At 73.0% G+C, this 16,821-nt stretch carries 17 protein-coding genes; 6 read left to right on the top strand and 11 right to left on the bottom strand.

The features are described from left to right. Window positions 1-38 precede the first annotated feature (38 nt). The 4 genes from AVL59_RS10010 to miaA form a co-directional block, all read right to left on the bottom strand. The gene (locus AVL59_RS10010; RefSeq protein ID WP_079146608.1) at window positions 39-2,285 is read right to left on the bottom strand and encodes a RelA/SpoT family protein; all 2,247 of its coding nucleotides are present in this window, start codon (window positions 2,283-2,285) and stop codon (window positions 39-41) included. A 290-nt stretch (window positions 2,286-2,575) separates the two neighbouring features. Further along, complete coding sequence (gene dapF, locus AVL59_RS10005; protein WP_067301739.1) at window positions 2,576-3,451, bottom strand: diaminopimelate epimerase; 876 nt, start codon at window positions 3,449-3,451, stop codon at window positions 2,576-2,578. 140 nt (window positions 3,452-3,591) lie between these two features. Next, a complete protein-coding gene (locus AVL59_RS10000; protein ID WP_067301736.1) occupies window positions 3,592-4,092 on the bottom strand; it encodes a hypothetical protein in 501 nt (166 codons plus the stop codon). A 108-nt stretch (window positions 4,093-4,200) separates the two neighbouring features. Further along, complete coding sequence (gene miaA, locus AVL59_RS09995; RefSeq protein WP_067301733.1) at window positions 4,201-5,139, bottom strand: tRNA (adenosine(37)-N6)-dimethylallyltransferase MiaA; 939 nt, start codon at window positions 5,137-5,139, stop codon at window positions 4,201-4,203. 177 nt (window positions 5,140-5,316) lie between these two features. Here miaA and AVL59_RS09990 point away from each other — a divergent pair, with 177 nt between their 5' ends. Continuing rightward, window positions 5,317-5,586 carry a hypothetical protein gene (locus tag AVL59_RS09990; RefSeq protein WP_067301730.1) on the top strand — a complete coding sequence of 90 codons (270 nt, stop codon included), beginning with the start codon at window positions 5,317-5,319 and terminating at the stop codon, window positions 5,584-5,586. Between the two features lie 25 nt (window positions 5,587-5,611). Continuing rightward, window positions 5,612-5,884, top strand: a complete 273-nt coding sequence (locus AVL59_RS09985) for an antitoxin (protein ID WP_067301728.1) — start codon at window positions 5,612-5,614, stop codon at window positions 5,882-5,884. 98 nt (window positions 5,885-5,982) lie between these two features. Here the strand turns inward: AVL59_RS09985 and AVL59_RS09980 are convergent, their stop codons facing one another. The 4 genes from AVL59_RS09980 to AVL59_RS09965 all read right to left on the bottom strand — a co-directional run bounded on the left by AVL59_RS09980 (window position 5,983) and on the right by AVL59_RS09965 (window position 10,260). After that, a complete protein-coding gene (locus AVL59_RS09980) occupies window positions 5,983-6,696 on the bottom strand; it encodes a class III extradiol dioxygenase subunit B-like domain-containing protein (protein WP_067301725.1) in 714 nt (237 codons plus the stop codon). A gap of 97 nt (window positions 6,697-6,793) precedes the next feature. Continuing rightward, entirely contained in the window at window positions 6,794-8,320 is a 1,527-nt protein-coding gene (gene miaB / locus AVL59_RS09975; protein ID WP_067301722.1) for a tRNA (N6-isopentenyl adenosine(37)-C2)-methylthiotransferase MiaB, read from the bottom strand. 77 nt (window positions 8,321-8,397) lie between these two features. Further along, a complete protein-coding gene (locus AVL59_RS09970) occupies window positions 8,398-9,147 on the bottom strand; it encodes a PP2C family protein-serine/threonine phosphatase (protein ID WP_067317081.1) in 750 nt (249 codons plus the stop codon). Window positions 9,148-9,315: 168 nt separating this feature from the next. After that, window positions 9,316-10,260, bottom strand: a complete 945-nt coding sequence (locus AVL59_RS09965) for an aminoglycoside phosphotransferase family protein (protein WP_067301719.1) — start codon at window positions 10,258-10,260, stop codon at window positions 9,316-9,318. 111 nt (window positions 10,261-10,371) lie between these two features. Here AVL59_RS09965 and AVL59_RS09960 point away from each other — a divergent pair, with 111 nt between their 5' ends. The 3 genes from AVL59_RS09960 (at window position 10,372) to AVL59_RS09950 (ending at window position 13,037) form a co-directional block, all read left to right on the top strand. After that, complete coding sequence (locus AVL59_RS09960; protein ID WP_067301717.1) at window positions 10,372-10,731, top strand: DUF6204 family protein; 360 nt, start codon at window positions 10,372-10,374, stop codon at window positions 10,729-10,731. Window positions 10,732-10,810: 79 nt separating this feature from the next. Beyond that, window positions 10,811-11,269: a MarR family winged helix-turn-helix transcriptional regulator gene (locus tag AVL59_RS09955; protein WP_067301716.1), complete on the top strand. Its 459-nt coding sequence runs from the start codon at window positions 10,811-10,813 to the stop codon at window positions 11,267-11,269. Between the two features lie 352 nt (window positions 11,270-11,621). Beyond that, the gene (locus AVL59_RS09950) at window positions 11,622-13,037 is read left to right on the top strand and encodes a hypothetical protein (RefSeq protein WP_237281467.1); all 1,416 of its coding nucleotides are present in this window, start codon (window positions 11,622-11,624) and stop codon (window positions 13,035-13,037) included. 15 nt (window positions 13,038-13,052) lie between these two features. On the opposite strand, the gene AVL59_RS09945 is transcribed toward AVL59_RS09950, so the two are convergent. Next, window positions 13,053-13,460 carry a pyrophosphohydrolase domain-containing protein gene (locus tag AVL59_RS09945; protein ID WP_067301710.1) on the bottom strand — a complete coding sequence of 136 codons (408 nt, stop codon included), beginning with the start codon at window positions 13,458-13,460 and terminating at the stop codon, window positions 13,053-13,055. 108 nt (window positions 13,461-13,568) lie between these two features. Between AVL59_RS09945 and AVL59_RS09940 the strand changes: the two genes are divergently transcribed. Continuing rightward, window positions 13,569-14,567, top strand: a complete 999-nt coding sequence (locus AVL59_RS09940; RefSeq protein ID WP_067301707.1) for a TAXI family TRAP transporter solute-binding subunit — start codon at window positions 13,569-13,571, stop codon at window positions 14,565-14,567. Here the strand turns inward: AVL59_RS09940 and AVL59_RS09935 are convergent. Next, entirely contained in the window at window positions 14,564-15,994 is a 1,431-nt protein-coding gene (locus AVL59_RS09935; RefSeq protein ID WP_067301705.1) for a HAMP domain-containing sensor histidine kinase, read from the bottom strand. The two genes, AVL59_RS09940 and AVL59_RS09935, sit on opposite strands and share 4 nt — an antisense overlap. A gap of 9 nt (window positions 15,995-16,003) precedes the next feature. Continuing rightward, complete coding sequence (locus AVL59_RS09930) at window positions 16,004-16,690, bottom strand: response regulator transcription factor (RefSeq protein WP_067317079.1); 687 nt, start codon at window positions 16,688-16,690, stop codon at window positions 16,004-16,006. Window positions 16,691-16,821 lie beyond the last annotated feature (131 nt).

The following is a 16,821-nucleotide window of genomic DNA, read 5'->3' as shown; positions in this document are numbered from 1 at the left end:
CCCGGCCCACTCGAACGGGTTGGTCCGCGGCGTCCTTTTCAGGAAGTCGGCGCCTGGTGCTGGGCCCGGGTCACGTCGTACACCCCGGGCACGTCGCGCATGGCGCGCATGAGCGCCGGGAGGTGGGCGGCGTCGGGAAGTTCGAGGGTGTAGGTGTGGCGCACCCGCTGCTGGCTGGGGGGTTCCACGGTCGCGGAGACGATCTCGGCGCCTTCCTGGGCGATCGCCTCGGTGAGGTCGGCGAGCAGGTGCGGGCGGCCGAACGATTCAGCGACCAGCGTCACCCGGCACCCGGCGGCCTCTCCCCAGCGCACGCCGGTCTCCGCACGCCCACGGCTCTTCATGTGCGTCACCGCCGCGCATCCCGCCCGGTGCACGGTCACCACGCCCCCACGCACGGTGAAGCCGGTGATCTCGTCGGGCGGTACGGGCGTACAGCACCCGGCGAGGCGCACGGCGGCTCCGGGCCGGTCCGCGAGGACGGCGGCACCGCGCGGGCGGACGGCGTGGGCGCCGGCGGGCCCGGCGGACCGGGCGGGGCGGGAGGAGCGGGCGGATCCGGTGGACCGGGCGGCCGCGCCGCTCGCCGGAGCGGCCGCGTTCGCCGTGCCCCGGCCGCTCGTCGCGGCGGCGTCCCTTCCCGCGCCCCCGGCCGTCCCGGGCGTCCCGTCCGTCTCGCCCTCCGCTCCCCCGCCCGGATGCGTCGCCAGCCACCGCTGGATGGCGATGCGGGCGGCCGGGGTGTGGGCGTGCTCCAGCCACTCGCGGGAGGGCTCGGAGGCCGGGTCCTGGCCCATCAGGAGCTGGACGCTGTCGCCGTCCTTCAGGACGGTGCTGAGGGTCGCCAGACGGCCGTTGACGCGGGCGCCGATGCAGGCGTGGGCGTCCTCGCCGTACTGCGCGTAGGCGGCGTCGACGCACGTGGCGCCCTCGGGCAGGCCCAGGGTGCCGCCGTCGGGCCGGAAGACGGTGATCTCGCGGTCCTGGGCGAGGTCCTCGCGCAGGGTGGACCAGAAGGTGTCGGGGTCGGGTGCGGCCTGCTGCCAGTCGAGCAGACGGGAGAGCCAGCCGGGGCGGGTGGGGTCGGCGCGCTCGCCGTCGGCCGGGTCGTCGGCCCCGGGGGCGTACGGGTTCCCGAGCGCGACGACTCCGGCCTCGGCGACCTTGTGCATCTGGTGGGTGCGGATGAGGACTTCGACGACCTGGCCGTCCGCACGGGCCACGGCGGTGTGCAGCGACTGGTAGAGGTTGAACTTCGGTACGGCGATGAAGTCCTTGAACTCGGAGACGACGGGCGTCATGCAGGTGTGCAGTTCGCCGAGGACGCCGTAACAGTCCGCGTCCTCGTTCACCAGCACCAGGAGGCGGCCGAAGTCGGCGCCGCGCAGTTCTCCGCGCTTGCGGGCCACGCGGTGGACGGAGACGAAGTGCCGGGGGCGGATGAGGACTTCGGCCGGGATGTCGGCCTCGCGCAGCACCCCGCGGACCTCGTCGGCGATCTCGGCGAGGGTGTCGTCCGGGCGGGCCGCGTTCGCGGCGATCAGGCCCCTGGTGTGCTCGTGTTCCTCGGGGTGGAGGATGGCGAAGACGAGGTCTTCCAGCTCTGTCTTCAGGGCCTGCACACCGAGCCGTTCGGCGAGCGGGATGAGAACGTCGCGGGTGACCTTGGCGATCCGCGCCTGTTTCTCGGGGCGCATCACGCCGAGGGTGCGCATGTTGTGCAGGCGGTCGGCGAGTTTGATCGACATCACCCGCACGTCGCTGCCCGTGGCGACGAGCATCTTGCGGAAGGTCTCGGGCTCGGCCGCCGCCCCGTAGTCGACCTTCTCCAGCTTGGTGACACCGTCGACCAGATAACGGACCTCCTCGCCGAACTGTTCCCGCACCTGATCGAGCGTCACATCGGTGTCCTCCACGGTGTCGTGGAGCAGAGAGGCCGTCAAGGTGGTGGTCTCCGCGCCGAGTTCGGCGAGGATCAGGGTCACGGCGAGCGGGTGGGTGATGTACGGCTCGCCGCTCTTGCGCATCTGGCCGCGGTGCGAGGACTCGGCCAGGACGTAGGCACGGCGCAGGGGTTCGAGGTCCGCGTCGGGGTGGTGGGCGCGGTGCGCCTCGACGACGTGGCCGATCGCGTCGGGCAGCTTGCCGCGGGCGGTGGGGCCGAGCAGCGCGGCCCGGCCGAGCCGGCGCAGGTCGATCCGGGCCCGGGACTTCCTGCGGGCCACTGCGGGCGCTGTGGGCGCTACCGGGCCAGGGGTCGCAGGGTTCGTGGCCTCCGCACTCATGGGCACCTCCGGCTCGTCGACCGGCGGACGGAGCCCAGGAGCCCAGGGCGTGCGCGGCTCAGGGATGGCAACGTTCCCCCGTCCGTGCCGGTGCTTGATGCTATCGAGCCCAGCACGCGCGGCCGACCGCCTCTCGCCGACCGTGAAACGGATCACCCAATCGAGCGACGAGAAAGAGGTTTAGAGTTTGCGCCAACTGCCCTGCAGTCGGCCGCGGTTTCGAACGGACCCGGCCGCCCGGAACCGCCGATCAGAGCGTACCGGGCCGCCGCGGCCGATGTTTCACCAGGTCAGCGAAGGGCGTTTTCAAGCCACTCGGCGTCGATCTCGCCCTCGGCGACGATCACGGCGGGACCGGTCATCTCGATCTCGCCGTCGGGCCGCTCGGTGATGACCAGGCGCCCGCCGGGCAGATCCACGGTGTATGTCGCCGGGGTGCCGGTGACGGCCGGGTCGGCGCCGTCGCGCCGGGCCGCGGCCACGGCGACCGCGCACGCGCCCGTGCCGCACGAGCGGGTCTCGCCGGAGCCGCGCTCGTGCACGCGCATCGCGACGTGGCCGGGGCCGCGGTCCACGACGAACTCGACGTTCACGCCGTCCGGGTAGGCGCCGGCCGGGCCGACCGACGGCGGGGCGAACAGGTTGCCGGCGTGCGCGAGGTCCTCGACGAAGGCGACGGCGTGCGGGTTGCCCATGTTCACGTTGCGCGCGGGCCAGCCGCGCTCGCCGACGCCGACCGTGACGTCCCCCTCGGGCAGGCGTGCACGGCCCATGCCGACGGTGACATCACCGTCCTTGGCGATGTGGATGGTCTTCACACCCGCGCGCGTGGCGATCGCAAGGTCGCCTTCGCCCACATGTCCGGCCTGCTGGAGGTAGCGGGCGAACACACGGGTGCCGTTGCCGCACATCTCCGCGACCGAGCCGTCGCCGTTGCGGTAGTCCATGAACCACTCCGCCTCGGCGGCCATCTTCCGGGCCTCCGGGTGCGCGGCGGACCGCACGACATGCAGCACCCCGTCGGCGCCGATCCCGGCGCGGCGGTCGCACAGGGCGGCGACGGCGGCCGGGGTGAGGTCGAGGGCGTTCTCGGGGTCCGGGACGATCACGAAGTCGTTCTCGGTGCCGTGGCCCTTGAGGAAGGGGATCCGCGTGCGCGTGCTCATTCCTCGATCGTACGCGTCGCCGGGGAGGGCCGATGGGAGGTGCCGGTCGGTGAGACGGTGCGGGCCGCTGGGGGTTGATCGCGCCCACGCGGCGGCGGCCGCACATCGAACACGGCCCCGAGGCCCCTCCGGGGCACGCCTCAGCGGAGCCTTGCCACGCGCCAGACGGCGAGGATCGCGACCACCGCCACCAGCAGCACGTATCCGATCACGACGCGCCAGTCCGGGCGGCGGCCCGAGCCGCGCGCGGGCAGTCCCGGCCAGGTGTAGCCCACCCGGCGGGCGGCCATCATGCCCCAGCCCGCCGCGCAGGAGCAGATCAGCAGGCCCAGCATGGCGATCACCGCGCCGCTGTCGCCGAAGTCGAAGGCGAGCGGGAAGGCGAACATCAGGGAGCCGCCCGCGGCCAGGGCCACGATGGGCGCGAGCTGCCAGATGCGCAGCCGCCGCTGCGGGCGCAGCTCTACCTCGACCTCGGGGCCGCCCGCGTACATCTCCTCGGGCGTCGGCCCGTCGTCGGTCACGCCGACCGGGGTGTCGTCCGGGCCGTCGTCGGTCAGACGGACCTCGGCCTGTTCCGGTTCGCCGCCGCCGCCGACGTGCTCGGCGCTTGGTGCGGTGTCGCGAGGGCCGGCCTCCATCGCCACGCGCCCTCCCAACTAGGACTCCACTTGGTCGATCGCAGCTCGATGATGGCACGGCGCCGCGGGCCGAGTTGACCGGCGGCGCATCCCGATGCCATGACGTGATCAGGCTGTGACCGGTCGTTCGACCAACGCCAGGGCCTGCCGTGGAAGTTCCCCGCGGTCCGTCACGGCACCGCTCAGCCAGTGCACCCGGGGATCCCTTCTGAACCAGGAATCCTGGCGCCGGGCGAAGCGCTTGGTGGCGCGCACGGTCTCGTCCCTCGCCTCCGCTTCGCTGCACTCCCCGGCGAGCGCCGCGAGCACCTGCTGGTACCCCAGCGCACGCGACGCCGTGCGCCCCTCGCGCAGTCCGCGCGCCTCCAGGGCGCGCACCTCGTCCACGAGCCCCGCCTCCCACATCCGGTCGACCCGGCGTGCGATGCGCTCGTCGAGTTCGGGGCGGGCGACGTCGACACCGATCTGGACGGTGTCGTAGACCGAGTCATGGCCGGGGAGGTTGGCGGTGAAGGGCTGGCCGGTGATCTCGATCACTTCCAGCGCGCGGACGATACGCCGGCCGTTGCTGGGCAGGATCGCCCGGGCCGCCTCGGGGTCGGCGGCGGCCAGGCGCGCGTGCAGCGCACCCGGGCCGCGCAGCGACAGCTCCTCCTCCAGGCGGGCCCTGACCTCGGGGTCGGTGCCGGGGAACTCCAGATTGTCGACGGCCCCGCGGACGTAGAGGCCGGAGCCGCCGACCAGGATCGGCCAGCGGCCCTCGGCGAGCAGTGCGTCGATGCGGGCGCGGGCCAGTTTCTGGTACTCGGCGACGGAGGCGGTGACCGTCACGTCCCAGATGTCCAGCAGATGGTGCGGGATGCCGGAACGTTCCTCGGGCGTCAGCTTGGCGGTGCCGATGTCCATCCCTCGGTAGAGCTGCATGGAGTCGGCGTTGACGACCTCCCCGCCGAGTTGCTGGGCCAGGAAGACGCCGAGATCGGACTTTCCGGCCGCGGTGGGTCCGACGACGGCGATGACGCGGGGGGAGGAGGGTGCACTGCTCACCGCACCAGTCTCGCAAACCTCGGGGACATGCCTCGAACGAGTTACGTGACGGGAGGGATCCCGGGTCGTTGCACCGAGGTGCCGCCCGCCGGTTCCGGACGCGGAGACCCGGGTGGCGCAAACGGACGCACCGTTTGACGCGGGATTTCGCCCGCACGAGTAACGTATGGAGTGAACATGGGCGTTTTTGCACGACTCCTCGGCAGGTCGAAGGCGGCAACGGAGGCGTCGGCCGCCGAGGCGCAGGCCGGTGCCGAGCCGGACGGGGCCGAGGCGGAGGAAGCGGCTGAGGCTGCCGAGGCGAAGGGTCAGGCCGAGGGCGGTCAGGAGGGCGTGGCGACGGCCGGGTCCACCGAGACCGAAGCGGCCGAAGGTGCCGAGATCCCCAAGCAGCAGTCCGCGGACGAGGCCGCCGACCGTGAGGCCGGCGAGGGCGCCCGCACCTGACTGTCCCCGTGAGGGAAGGTGGACCATGGGTCTCAAGGACAGTGTGAAGGCCAAGCTCGCCCAGGCCGAGGACAAGGTGTCGGACCTCGCGCGCCAGCACGGCGACAAGGTCCAGCACGGCATCGACAAGGCCGCCAAGGCCGTGGACGAGCGGACCAAGGGCAAGTACAGCGAGAAGATCCACGCCGGTACGGACAAGGCGAAGGGGGCGATGGACCGGCTCGCGCACAGGGAGGGTCCGGAGACCGGCGACGCCGCGACGCCGACCCGGCCCGAGGGCCCGCCCCCGGCTTCCTGAACGGCACGCGGATCGGCGGACGGCCGCGGAGCACCACCGCTCCCGGCCGTCCGCCGTGTCCGCGCCCGGCCCGCTCCGGCCGGGTCCCGCGGGTCTTTCTACGACCAGGTGGCGACCAGGTACCCCACGCCGTAGGGCGCGTCGTCGTACAGCAGCGCGCCCGCCAGATCCGCGCCCTCGGCCGCCCCGGCGAGGACCTGCCAGGGCGCGCGGCCGGAGGCCTTCAGCTCGTACGCCAGCTCGGCGTCCAGCGCCTGGAGGCCCGCCACGTCCGCCGCGCCCAGGGCGCGCGCGACCTCGGCGTCGAAGGGCGCCGCCCGCTCGTCGAGGTATCCAGGCGCCTTGAGCGTGCGGCACGCGCTGGCGTCCCCCATCACCAGCATGGCGACCCGTCCGGCCCGGGTGCCGAGGTCCCTGCCGACGCCGGCGCACCGCTCGGGTGCGAGCGGTTCCCCGACGCCGAGCCCCTCGATGGGGGCGTCCGCCCAGCCGGTCCGCTCCAGCAGCCAGGCGGCGACGGACAGCGAGGGCGGCAGCTCCCCCTCGGTGACTGCGCCGGTGGCGGGACCCAGCCGTACCCCGACGTCTACGCCGAAGCCGCGGAAGGAGCCCGGGGTGCCCTGCGGGTGGGTGCCGCGCCCGCTCCGCTCGGCGGGCCCGACGACCACCAGCAGGTCGGGGCGGGCGGCGGCGAGCACGCCGAGCGCGTCGGCGCACGCCGAGCGCGCGGCGTCCAGTTCGGGGGCGGCACCCGCGGCGACCTCGGGCACGAGCAGCGGCGGGCAGGGGCAGACGGCTGCGGCGACAAGCATGATCGGCAGCGTAACCGCAGCACGGCCGCGCGTCAGTCCTCGTCCGGCACGTCGGTGACGCCGGTGGCCGCGAGGACGAGGACGACGAGTTCGGCCCTCAGTCGCAGCCGCAGCCGCCGGTGGCGGCGGGCAGCGGCTCCGGAACGCCGATCTTCGGAAGGCCGAGCAGCACACCGGCCGGCTTCGCGGCCTCGGCCGCGTTGCGCTTCTCCCACGCGTCGCCCGCGCGGGTGCGGCGGACGTCGAGGACGGCGCCCTCGGCCAGGAGGTGGTGCGGTGCGGCGTAGGTGATCTCGACGGTGACCACGTCGCCGGGGCGGACCTCCTGCTCCGGCTTGGTGAAGTGGACCAGGCGGTTGTCGGCGGCGCGGCCGGACAGACGGTGGGTGGCGCCGTCCTTGCGCCCCTCGCCCTCGGCGACCATCAGGTCCAGGGTCCGGCCGACCTGCTTCTTGTTCTCCTCCCAGGAGATCTCCTCCTGGAGGGCGACGAGACGCTCGTAGCGCGCCTGGACGACCTCCTTGGGGATCTGGTTCTCCATGGTCGCGGCCGGGGTGCCGGGCCGCTTGGAGTACTGGAAGGTGAAGGCCTGCGCGAACCGGGCCTCGCGGACGACGTGCAACGTCTGCTCGAAGTCCTCCTCGGTCTCCCCGGGGAAGCCGACGATGATGTCGGTGGTGATCGCGGCGTGCGGGATGGCGGCGCGGACCTTCTCGATGATCCCGAGGTAACGGTCCTGCCGGTAGGAGCGGCGCATCGCCTTCAGGACCGTGTCGGAGCCGGACTGCAGCGGCATGTGCAGCTGCGGCATGACGTTCGGCGTCTCGGCCATGGCGGCGATGACGTCGTCGGTGAAGTCGCGCGGGTGCGGGGAGGTGAAGCGGACGCGCTCCAGGCCCTCGACGTTGCCGCAGGCGCGCAGCAGCTTGCTGAAGGCCTCGCGGTCGCCGATGTCGGAGCCGTACGCGTTGACGTTCTGGCCGAGCAGCGTGATCTCGGAGACGCCCTCGGCGACCAGCGCCTCGACCTCGGCGAGGATGTCGCCGGGGCGGCGGTCCTTCTCCTTGCCGCGCAGGGCCGGGACGATGCAGAACGTGCACGTGTTGTTGCAGCCCACGGAGATCGACACCCAGGCCGCGTACGCGCTCTCGCGCCGCGTCGGCAGCGTGGAGGGGAAGGCCTCCAGGGACTCGGCGATCTCGACCTGGGCCTCCTCCTGCACGCGGGCGCGCTCCAGCAGGACGGGCAGCTTGCCGATGTTGTGCGTACCGAAGACGACGTCCACCCAGGGCGCCTTCTTCACGATGGTGTCGCGGTCCTTCTGCGCGAGGCAGCCGCCGACCGCGATCTGCATCCCGGGCCGCGAGGCCTTCTTCGGCGCGAGCCGGCCGAGGTTGCCGTACAGCCGGTTGTCGGCGTTCTCGCGCACGGCGCAGGTGTTGAAGACGACGACGTCCGCGTCGCCGTCCGTGCCCTCGGGGGCGCGCACGTACCCGGCGTCTTCGAGCAGCCCGGCCAATCGCTCGGAATCGTGGACGTTCATCTGGCACCCGTAGGTGCGGATCTCGTAGCTCTTGGGTGCGTGAACGTCCACTGCGGGGCTCCGGTCGCTGCTGCTGGTCATGCCCTCCAGGGTAGGCGCTCCCCAGGGAGCCCCTGACCCGGTGCTCTTCGCCGGGGAACGGACGTACGGGGCCTTGCTCACTCGTCCGCGACGCGTGCGACGGCCAGCGTGATGTTGTCCGGGCCGCCTGCCTCGATGGCGGCTTTCCACAGCTCGAAGGCGGCCCGGCCGTCGTCGTGCTTGCGCAGCACGTCGTCGAGCGCCTCCGGCGGCACGGGATCGGTCAGACCGTCCGTGCAGACGAGGTAGCGGTCACCGGGCGACGACGGCACGGCTGCCACATGGGGGCGGACGGGGCGGTAGGTGGGGCTGCCGCCGAGGCATTGGGTGACGATGGACGTGGTGCGCTGCCCGGGTGCGAGCGGAGGGCTGTCGTCGACGCTCAGCTGGCGCAGTCCGTCCGGCGAGACCGCGTAGACCCGGCTGTCGCCCACGTTGAACACCAGCAGCGAGCCGGACCGTACGACGATGCCGGCGACGGTCGTCCCCATGGCGGCCAGGTCGCTTCCCGTGTCGCCGCCCGCGGCCCGGTACACGGCACGGTTGCAGTCCTGCAAGGTGTCACGGACGGCGTCCTCGCTGCTCAGGGCGGCTCCCGCCGACGCGATGCGGCGGGCGACCAGCGCGCTGGCCACGTTGCCGCCGGGGTGGCCGCCGAGTCCGTCGGCGACGGCGACGACCAGGGGCGTTCCGACCGGGAAGAACAGGGTCTGCGCGCTCTCGGTCACCGTGGAGCACAGCGTCCAGGGCCCGACGACGAGGCTGTCCTCGTTCCGTTCGCGCAGCAGCCCTGGATGGCTCAGCGCGCTCACAGCCACATACGGCACGGAACGCCACCGCCTTCCCGCACCGGCCACACCACCGGAAGGCCGGGCTTCCCTCAGAAGTCTAGTAGCGGTGCGCCGTCGCCGCCGGTGAGTCGCCCGGCCCCGGTGCCGCCGGAGGACCGCAGGAGGAGCGGGGCCGGCAGCCGTCGCTCCCCGCCCTCCTCGGGGTCATGCCCCGGCCGGCGGGCGCGTGAGCAACTCCGCGAGGAAATCGGCGAATTCGAGGATCCGGTCCAGCTGGGGTCCCCGGCGGGCCCGGCGGAAGCCGTGGCGGCGGCCCCGGAAGGCGGCCCGGACCACATGCAGCTGTGCCCAGCGGCGCACGCGCTCGCGGTCGAGCTCCGCGCTCTCGGCGAAGACGTCCAGGGCACGCTGGACGGCCTTCGGCAGGTCGTCGGCCTCGACGAGCGTCACCGCGTGCGCCTTGAGCAGGGTGCCGCCGTCGTAGGCGGGGTCGCCCGCGTACCCCTTGGGGTCCACGGCCAGCCACGGCTCACGGCGGGCGCGCAGGATGTTGCGGGCGTGCAGATCGCCGTGGACGAGGGTGTCGGGCTGGGCACGGGCCAGCTCCCGGACCGTCGCCAGGGCCTCGCCCACCACGTGCGGAGGCAGCGCGTGGGACAGTTCCTCGGCGTCCACACGCAGCCGCTCCTCCCAGGCGTCGGCCTGCTCGCGCAGCCGGGGCAGACCGGGCGGCGCGGGGACGGCGAGCCGGCGGTTGATCCGGCCCGCGACCGCGGCCAGTTCGTCGCCGTCCGCCAGTTGCTCCAGGGTCGACGTGCCGGCCCTCTCCAGCAGCATCGCGAACCGGTCGTCGCCGCGCTGGTGCAGCAGCACGGCCCCGCGCCCGCCCCAGACGGCGAACGCGTCCGGCTCGTGCACATTGCCGGGGTGCGGGAACGACACCTTCAGCACGGCGGCCTCCCCGTCCGCCGGCCGGCGCACCGGGACGATCACGCCGACGCCGCCGTGCAGGACCGCGCCGTCGGGCACGCATCCCCAGCGGGTCAGCAGTTCGTCCACGATCCCGGGCAGTTCCGCGAGCCACGCGGCTCCGGGCTCTCCTTCGCGCTCGACGGTGGTCCGCACGAACGCCGACGGCAGATCGATCACTTTCACCCGCTCCGGTCGACTGATCACAGCGCCCCCTCCACCGGCGCGCGCACCGGAGGCGAGCGGTAAACCCGGTGGAGGCCCGCCGCCCGATGTGCCTAGGGTCGCGCAATGAGTACCCGCACCTTTCGTATCACCGTCCGCGGCGTCTTCGACGGCCTCAGCGCCGCACAGCGGGCCGACCTGCTGGCCGACGCCGCCGAACACGACGTGCTGCACGCCGCCTACACCCCCGAGGGGCACCTCAGTTACGACATCGCCGCCCGCACCGCCTTCGTCTTCCGCTTCTCCGACACCGGGGAGGAAGAGGAGGACATCCTGGAGGCGACCGAACGGGCCGAGGAGACGGCGAGGGCGTGGCTGACCGGGCGCGGCTACGGCTTCAAGAACCTCAGGTCCGGCGCGGAGGACCTCTCCCAGGCGCCTCTGGGGAAGCGACAGCGACGAGCCGTGCGTTCGAGCGGGTCATAAACTTGAGCACTCAAGGATATGACAATGAATGGGCCACCGGCCGGCGGGCGAGAGGGAGTGGCCATGAGCGGAGACGGACGTGAGTGACGCCCTCGACGCCTCGCTGCGGCTGATTCGGGCACAGGCGGCACTCGTGCGGCGCTTCGACGCCCGGCTCGGCGGGCTGCACGGCGTGAGCCTGGCCGACTTCACCATGCTGCTGCGCCTCGGGCAGGCGCCGGGCGGCCGGATGCGCCGGGTCGACCTTGCCGAGGCCCTGGGACTGACCGCGTCCGGGGTGACCCGCGGGCTTGCACCCCTGGAGCGGATCGGGCTGGTGACCCGCGAGTCGGACGCCCGTGACGCGCGGGTGGCCTATGCGTCGCTGACCGGGACCGGCAGGCTGCGCCTGAAGGAGATGCTGGCCACGGCCGAGGAGACCGCCGCCGAGATCTTCGCCGGTCGGGCGTGGAGCGAGGAGGAGCTCGGCCTGCTGTCCGCCCTGCTGACCAGACTCGGCGGCACCGGCCTCCCCGGCCACGGGGGCGCGCCGCGCTGACCCGCCCCGGCGACCGGGGGACACGGCGGCCGGGGCTCGCCGGCCTCTTTCGGGGTGCGGGCCACGACAGCCGGGGCCCGTCCGCCTCTCACTCGCAAGCCTGTCTGGAATCCAGCCATTACACGGCCTGAACTCGCCGTGGTTCAGGTCACGTTGCGATGTGGCCGAATTGTGAGGGATCAGTGCGGGCAGCCATGGCATGCTCATGGCTCACCACCGAGTTACCAGCCGGTTTTACCCATTGGTAGAACCGGCTGCTGTCGGTGCCTCTTCACTGTCACCCCCCACTTCCACAGGACCGACCTTGCGCAGACGCACGAGGCACAGGCGTGCCCTCCTGCCCGCTTTCGCCGTGACCGCCCTCCTCCTCGCCGCCGGCTGTTCCTCGCCGGCGCCGCACGCCGAACGTCCGGCGGCGGGCCAGGGCCGGGACGTCCGGGCCGCCGACGGCCCCACGGACCACCGGCTCACCGTCGCGGCCGCTCCCGAGCCCTCCGCCACGGCGACGGCCACGGCCGGCCCGGCCGGCTCGGGCAGGCGGGCGCACAAGACCGAGCTCAGCATCAGCTCGTACGACGGCCGGACCCGGCGTGCCGTCATCTCCAAGGGGCCGGCCCGCGGCGGGACTTCGCAGCACCCTTCGGCTTCCCCCGCTTCCCCCGCGTCGCCCGCGTCGCCCACCCCCTCCGCGGCTTCCCCTGCGGCACCGCACGACGCCGCCGTGGGCGACGTCATCGCCAGCGCCCCGGCGCCCGGAGCGCCGCGCGGGCTGCTCGCCAGGGTCACCAAGGTGATCGGCGAGACCGACCGCGGCACGGAGGTGCAGACCGAACCGGCGGCCCTGAACTCGCTGCTGGGCGACGACACGGCGAAGGGCACGGTGCCGGTCGACCCGTCCTCCTTCGCCGTCGACAAGCTGCTGCCCGACGTCAAGGTCTCCTGGTCCAAGGCCGGTGACGTGCACGTCGGTCCCAAGGGCGCGACCGTGCCGCTGGGCAGCCTCCGGCTGGACGTCGGCGCCGAAGTACCGACGTCCAAGGACGCCCCGGCGTCGGCGACCGCCTCGGTCTCCGGATTCGTCCAGGTGGCCCCGCAGGTCGACTTCACCTACGGCGGTACGGGGAGCGCCGCGGCTCCGGGCTCGGCGTACCTCGGCGTCTCCGGCGACTGGACCTCCGGGTGGGCCGTGAAGGGCCGGGCCGCCGCGACCACGGGCGCCCCGCTGCGGATCCCGTTCGCCAAGCTGCACGCCGACCCCGTCCTGCAGGTCGGGCCCGTACCCGTGGTCGTCAACCTCGACCTGACCTGCTATTTCCAGATCAGCGCCGAGGGTCACGTCTCCGTCGACGTCCAGCAGAGCCTGAAGGGCGACTTCAAGGCGGGCGGGACCTTCGGCCTGGCCAAGGGGTGGACTCCGGTCAGCTCGGCGGACATGAAGAGCACGCCCGTACGAGCCTCCCTGACCACCGACGGAAGCGTGAAGACGGCCCTCGGTGCCGAGGCGTCCGTGGGCCTCTACGGCGCCGTCGGCGTCACCGCCGACCTGGCACCGTACCTGCGCGGCGAGGCCGCCGGCTCGGTCACCGCCGACTCGGGCACCGGCGGCGTGCAGGCCAAGGGCACCTGGGGGCTGTACGGCGGTGTCGACCTGTCCGGCACCCTGCGGCTCCAGTTGTCCATCTTCGGCACGCCGGTCCTGCAGCGGAGCCTTCCGCTGGGCTCGCTGCACCGCGAGTGGAAACTGGCGGGCGGCTCCCTGTCGTCGTAGGCGCCGTCGCGGACGTCAGGCCGCGCCGCCCGGTATCCAGCCCTGGCGGCGCAGGACGGCCGAGACGTCCGGCGCCCGGTAGTGCTCGCCCTTGAGGACCTTGCCGTCGGCACGGCGGGCGACTTCCCCGTCGGGGCCGAGCTTGCTCATGTTGGCGCGGTGGATCTCGGCGATCACCGCGTCGAGGTCGATGCCATGGACCAGGGCCGTGCCGTACGCCACGTAGACCACGTCCGCCAGCTCGTGCGCGAGCCGGTCCAGCGGGCCCTCGACCGACACCTCGGCGACCTCCGCGGCCTCCTCGGCGAGCAGTTCCCCGCGCTGCGCGGCCAGTTCGGGGCTCACCTCGCTCGGCGTGGCGCGGGCGTCGAGGCCGAAGGTGCGGTGGAACTCACGGACGAGGTGGGCGGGTGAATGGCTCATACGGCGACTCTAACGGCCGCCACTGACAGCGCCGCCCCGCTCACCCCGGCGCCCCGCCGTGACCCCGGCCCTGGTCAGCCCCGTGCACGGCCTGGCAGGATCGCCCGCATGCCCAAGGTGTTCCCCCCTCTCAGCGGCCGCCGCGCGCTGCAGGCCACGGCCGTCGGTGTCGTGACCCTCGGACTGCTGCTGTGGTGGCTGCTGCCCCTGGGCGAGAAGCCGCCGAGCGGAACGATCGTCTTCAGCACGGGCACGCCGCGCGGGGTCTACCAGGAGTACGGCGAGCGGCTGCGCACCGAGCTGAGCAGGGACATGCCGGGTCTGACGGTGAAGCTGCTGAACAGCGCCGGTTCGCAGGAGAACGTCCAGCGGGTGGCGACCGGAAAGGCCGACTTCACCATCGCGGCGGCCGACGCCGTGGAGGCGTACGAGACGCAGGACCGCGCCGGCGCCGGCCGGCTGCGCGGGGTGGCCAGGCTCTACGACGACTACCTTCAGCTGGTCGTGCCGCGCGGCTCGAAGGTCCGCAGCGTCGCCGACCTGCGGCACAAGCGGGTCGCCATCGGTCTGCCCGACTCCGGGGTGCGGCTGATCGCGACCCGGGTGCTCAGGGCGGCGGGCATCGACCCGCGCAAGGACATCACCGCGGTCGCGGACGGCATAGACACCGGGCCGGCCCGTCTTGAGCGGGGCGGGATCGACGCCTTCTTCTGGTCGGGCGGGCTGCCCACCAAGGGGCTGGTCGAGCTGGCCAAGAGGTCCGGCTTCACGTTCGTGCCGATCGACGGCGGCCTTGTCACCAAACTGCACGCCGCCGGGGACGCGGCCCGTTACTACCGGGTCACCAACATGCCCGAGTCGGCGTACCCGTCCGTACAGCACGGCTCCGCGGTGCCGACGATCGCGGTGTCCAACCTGCTGATGACCCGCAAGGACATGGATCCCCGGCTGACCGAGTGGGTCACCCGCACGGTGATCAAGAGCCGTGACGGCATCGGGGCCCATGTCCACTCCGCACAGCTGGTCGACCTGCGCACCGCGATCTACACCGACCCGCTGCCCCTGCAGGAGGGCGCCCGTCGCTACTACCGGTCGGTCAAGCCCTAGCGAGGCTCCTCGGGCGGCGCCTGGCCCGGCTCCCCGTGCCTCGGCACCGTCACCGTCACCCGCAGCCCGCGCGGCTCGTGGTGCTCGTAGGTCATCGAGCCGCCGCCCGCGGCGAGCAGGGCGCGGCTGATGGACAGGCCGAGGCCCGAGCCCTTCACGTTCTGATGGCGGCCGCTGCGCCAGAAACGGTCGCCCACGCGTGCGAGTTCCTCATCGGTGAGGCCGGGACCGGTGTCGGTGACCACGATCGTAGAGGTGTCGCCGTCGGAGGTGACGGCGACCTCGACCGTGCCGCCCTCGGGGGCGAACTTCACGGCGTTGTCGATCACCGCGTCCAGCGCGCTGGACAGGGCGATCGGGTCGGCCCAGGCGGTGGTCGGCGGGCAGTTGCCGGCCAGCCGGACGTCCTTGGCCGCGGCGGCCGGTGACCAGGCGGCCACCCGCTCCTCGGCCAGCGCGCCGATGTCGCACACGGCGAGGTCGGCCTCGGCGTGCTCGGCCAGCGCCAGGTCGAGCAGGTCGTCCAGGACCTGCGCGAGGCGCTTGCCCTCGGTGCGGACCGAGGCGATCTCCTCGTTGCCCTCAGGGAGTTCGAGGGCGAGCAGCTCGATGCGCAGCAGCAGCGCCGAGAGCGGGTTGCGCAACTGGTGCGAGGCGTCCGCGACGAAGGCGCGCTGCTGCTCCAGCACGTCCTCGACGTTGTCCGCCATCTCGTTGAACGAGCGGGCCAGCCTTCTGAGTTCCGGCGGCCCGCCGGCGGCGGCGACCCGGGACTTGAGGCGCCCGGTGGCGATGTCGTGGGTGGTGGCGTCCAGAACCCGTACCGGTCTGAGCACCCAGCCGGTCAGCCGCAGCGCGGCGCCGACGGCGAGCAGCATGGCGGCGATCTCGCCGGCCCCGATGAACAGCCAGCCGCGCAGGATCCGCGAACGCATCTGTCCGGTGGGCGAGTCGGTGACCACCACCGCCACGACGTCCCCGTCCCGGATCACCGGGGAGGCGACGACCAGCCGGCTGCGCTGCCAGGGCCACACCTGCCGGGGATCGTGGCTGCGGCGGCTCAGCAGCGCTTCGTCGAACGCCTCCCGCACCTCCCCGGTCGCGGGTACGAACCAGTCGCCGGGGGCGTTGCCCATGGCCGAGCCGTTGCGGAAGAAGACGCCCGCGCGGATGCCGTAGACGCCGTAGTAGCTGTCCAGTTCCCGCCGCAGCGTCTCCTGGCGTTCGTCCGGAGCCCCATGGCGGGGTCCGCTCGGCCCGTCGGTGACGAACTGGGCGAGCGCGGCGAAGCGCGCCGTGTCGTCGATCCGGTCGACGACCACCGTCTGCTGCTGGCCGGCGGCCACACTGACGGCGAGCGGGACGCCGAGGGCGAGGAGTACGGCCGCCATCAGGACGATGAGCAGCGGCAGGAGCCGTGTGCGCACCCGTGCCCGCTAGGCGGCCGGGGCGACGAGCCGGTAGCCGACGCCGCGTACGGTCTCGATCAGCGCGGGCATGCGCAGCTTGGCGCGCAGGGAGGCGACATGCACCTCCAGGGTGCGGCCCGTGCCCTCCCAGCTGGTCCGCCACACCTCGCTGATGATCTGCTCCCGCCGGAAGACCACTCCCGGGCGCTGGGCGAGCAGCGCGAGCAGATCGAACTCCTTGCGCGTCAGCTGGACGACCGAACCGTCCACGCTGACCTGCCGGGTGGGCAGTTCGATGCGGACCGGACCGAGGTTCAGGGCGCTCTCGCCGCCGGGCGCGGGTTCCTCGTGGGCGGTGCGCCGGCTGACGGCGTGGATGCGGGCCAGCAGCTCCCCGGTGTCGTAGGGCTTCACCACGTAGTCGTCGGCTCCCAGGTTCAGACCGTGGATGCGGGAGCGGACGTCGGAGCGCGCGGTGACCATGATCACCGGGGTGCCGGTGCGCTTGCGGATCTTGCCGCAGACCTCGTAACCGTCCTGGTCGGGCAGGCCCAGGTCGAGCAGGACCACACCGAAACCGGCGCCCTCGGGGACGAGAGCCTGCAGGGCCTCCTCACCGCTGCGCGCGTGGGTGACCTCGAAGCCGTGCCGCGTGAGGACGGCGGACAGAGCCGCGGCGACGTGGTTGTCGTCCTCGACGAGCAGCAGCCTCATCCCGGCCCCCTCCGGTTCATCGGTCATACGGTCATGGTTCTCGCTCGGCTTGTATCTCGTGTGCACGCGCGCGTGCACCAAGGAAGTCACGCCGATGGACAAGGACGGCGTCAAGAGGGTTCCGGTTGCCG

The organism is Streptomyces griseochromogenes, from assembly GCF_001542625.1.
GTDB classification, from domain to species: Bacteria; Actinomycetota; Actinomycetes; order Streptomycetales; family Streptomycetaceae; genus Streptomyces; species Streptomyces griseochromogenes.
This window is presented reverse-complemented; position numbering and strand designations above follow the sequence as displayed.

Excerpts from the sequence above, each read along its gene's own strand:
- AVL59_RS09960 (WP_067301717.1), top strand. The coding sequence starts at position 10,372 with ATGAGTACCCGCACCTTTCGTATCACCGTCCGCGGCGTCTTCGACGGC.
- AVL59_RS09990 (WP_067301730.1), top strand. The coding sequence starts at position 5,317 with ATGGGCGTTTTTGCACGACTCCTCGGCAGGTCGAAGGCGGCAACGGAG.
- AVL59_RS09940 (WP_067301707.1), top strand. The coding sequence starts at position 13,569 with ATGCCCAAGGTGTTCCCCCCTCTCAGCGGCCGCCGCGCGCTGCAGGCC.
- AVL59_RS10000 (WP_067301736.1), bottom strand. The coding sequence starts at position 4,092 with ATGGAGGCCGGCCCTCGCGACACCGCACCAAGCGCCGAGCACGTCGGC.
- miaB (WP_067301722.1), bottom strand. The coding sequence starts at position 8,320 with ATGACCAGCAGCAGCGACCGGAGCCCCGCAGTGGACGTTCACGCACCC.
- AVL59_RS09980 (WP_067301725.1), bottom strand. The coding sequence starts at position 6,696 with ATGCTTGTCGCCGCAGCCGTCTGCCCCTGCCCGCCGCTGCTCGTGCCC.
- AVL59_RS09930 (WP_067317079.1), bottom strand. The coding sequence starts at position 16,690 with ATGAGGCTGCTGCTCGTCGAGGACGACAACCACGTCGCCGCGGCTCTG.
- AVL59_RS09985 (WP_067301728.1), top strand. The coding sequence starts at position 5,612 with ATGGGTCTCAAGGACAGTGTGAAGGCCAAGCTCGCCCAGGCCGAGGAC.
- AVL59_RS10010 (WP_079146608.1), bottom strand. The coding sequence starts at position 2,285 with ATGAGTGCGGAGGCCACGAACCCTGCGACCCCTGGCCCGGTAGCGCCC.
- dapF (WP_067301739.1), bottom strand. The coding sequence starts at position 3,451 with ATGAGCACGCGCACGCGGATCCCCTTCCTCAAGGGCCACGGCACCGAG.
- AVL59_RS09945 (WP_067301710.1), bottom strand. The coding sequence starts at position 13,460 with ATGAGCCATTCACCCGCCCACCTCGTCCGTGAGTTCCACCGCACCTTC.